2 protein-coding genes are annotated in these 2,559 nt (G+C 37.7%); both read right to left on the reverse strand.

Annotation, left to right across the window (positions count from 1 at the left end):
- On the reverse strand, nucleotides 1-500 hold a 500-nt coding region (locus MK482_RS08845; RefSeq protein WP_268718530.1), incomplete at its 3' end, for a pneumococcal-type histidine triad protein.
- 157 nt (nucleotides 501-657) lie between these two features.
- The coding region (locus MK482_RS08850; RefSeq protein WP_268718531.1) for a pneumococcal-type histidine triad protein at nucleotides 658-2,559 on the reverse strand (1,902 nt) is incomplete at its 5' end.

Consider the following 2,559-nt stretch of genomic DNA (forward strand, 5'->3'; position numbering starts at 1 on the left):
GAACCACCTCCGTGATTACTACTGTGTTCTTGCTTCTGACGAGTGATTTCTTCTTTTGTTCGAACATTATCAGCATGTGCCACATCCTTAAGATAGACATAATACTTACCATCTACCTTAATCACATAGCCACCCTTGATTTCATTGACAATGTCTGAATCCTTCAACTGATAATTTGGATCTTTCATTAGCAGTTCTTCACTGATGATAGCATCATAAGGAACCTTGCCATTATAGTAATGATAATGGTCTCCATGAGAAGTCACATAACCTTGATCCGTAATCTTGATAACAATTTGCTCGGCATTAATACCTTCTTTTTTACTGACTTCATCAGGTGTCAAAGTTTCTGCCTTTTGGCTTGGTTGTTTACCATCTATATATGAAACACGGTTATTTTCTTTTACAGTTTGAGCTTGATGCAAACCTAGTTCATAAGCACAGACACTTAAAACAAGTGCTGCTGCTGACCCAGCTAGATATTTTTTATTGATTTTCATTCTTTCCTCTTTTCTTAACTCTATTTGATTCACTATAAAATAATAAACCAGTTAATTAACTAGTTAATAGTTTACTCTTTTTAGTACTGCTTGTCAAGAATTTTTCGTATATACATAATAAAAATGAAAGCCCCTTTATCGAGACTCCCATTTTTCATTAGTTTGTTTTTTCCTTATTTACAGGTGAAGGATTACTAGCTTTTAACAACGCAAGTAATTTTTCTGCTTCTGCCATGATACCATTATTATCCATGGTTTGCAGGCTCAAATTATTTCGTAAACCAGCTAGGGTTTCTGTCGCATTGCCTTTCAGACTAGCATCTGTTACTTTAGCAAGTAAAGCTTCTGCTTCTTTGAGCTTGGCTTCTACTTTTTCAGTCTCTACTTGAGGGACTTCTGGCTCAGCAGGTGTTTCCTCTACTGGTTCTTCATCCGCTTTGAAGTTCTTTTTGGGATCTTCACTGTGGTCTTTCTTACCTAAGACATGCTCGCTGGCATTTCCCCATCCGTCATTAGAATGTGGACGTTCATCAGGATGTTCAACATAATACTTAATCGTCGCAAATAAGTCTTCCAGAGTATAACCATTTGGAGCCTTGTATGAATGATCATCAAACCAAGCAAATTTAATGTTATGGTAATGATCCTTGTGAGGAATAATCAAATTACCATTTTTAACTTCTACTGTATGCTCAACCATGTATGGAAGTCGAACGAGTGGAATTCGTTTTTCCCCTTTCACACGATTGTAAATGGCCGCTGCACTATCTCCAGTTGGATTTGCTTGAGCATCTGCGTCTGGAGATGGAGGTAAAATACCTTTTTCTTTAGTATAAGATTGAGCCGCAGTTTTTTCCTTATCAGAAAGGCTGTCTTTTCCAATCCAGTGACTATGGCCCATATGAGGCGTTACATAGGCATCTCCTTCATCACTGATAATATCATGTTCGTCAAAAATGTAACCATCTGACGTTGTATACTTATCAGCTAATTGAGCAATACGGACTTCGTTTTCGGTATATTCAATTTGAGAATTTGGTTTTCCAAGTCGCTCAGGATGGGTAATTGGTGCTAGAAATGCCAATAAATCATCTACCAATTTTCCTTTATTAGAAGATTCATCATTCAAGCGTTCTGCTAATTTGTCTAAGGCTTGGAAAGCGGAAACGCGACCTTTATTTTCAGACAAGGATTTATGAGCCTCGGCCAATAAATTATATACTTTATCATAAAATTCTTGGTCGCGAGGTGGTACATTTTCTTTTTTAGCAGTTAAAGCGTGTGAAACACTCTCTTGTTTTGATAACTTGCTTTCAAGATTTTTAACAGTTTCAGATGGTAAATCTTTCGCAAAGACATAGCGTGAGATGCCCTTTTCTTCGAAAACATATCCTTCTCCAACTTTTCGTACCAGCTGACTAACCAAAGAAGAATTTGAGTCTATTTTAGGATTTGGTGTAGGAGCTGGCTTTACAATAGGTTTCAAAGGTTTTAAGGTAAGAGCTGGCAAAACAGGAGATGGAATTAAATTTGGAAGGCTTGGATTCGGAATTGGTTTTAATTCTTTACCACCTGCAGTAGTATGATTCCCTTGATAATTTTCAGAAATCATTCTCGCAATCTTCTGCTCTAAATCAGACATTTGAGAATAAGGGATAAAGTGATAATGATCTCCGTGTGGCACTGCAACACCATTTGCAGTTTTTCTTGTAATCTGAGCTGGATCAAAAACAAGTCCATCTGATTCCACATGTCGTTGGCTGAGTGGCAAGGCATAAAGTTGTTTCAAGAGACTGGATACGTCTTCACTTGGATTTGCTTGATAACTATTATCCACTTGTGAGCTAACAGTTGGAGTCCATCTTCTGGTATTTGCCTCAACATTGCTTTGATTCGTTTGTCCATATGAACTACTATTTGATGCCTCTGATGAGCTACTGCTAGAAGAATTTGTTGAAGGACGATACCCAACTGAACTTGGTTGACTACCTTTTCCAGATAAGAAGGCTCGGGCCGCAGCTAATTCACTGGCAGACAAGTCACTCTTAGGAATATAGTG

The organism is Streptococcus mitis, assembly GCF_026782865.1.
Lineage (GTDB): Bacteria > Bacillota > Bacilli > Lactobacillales > Streptococcaceae > Streptococcus > Streptococcus mitis_CG.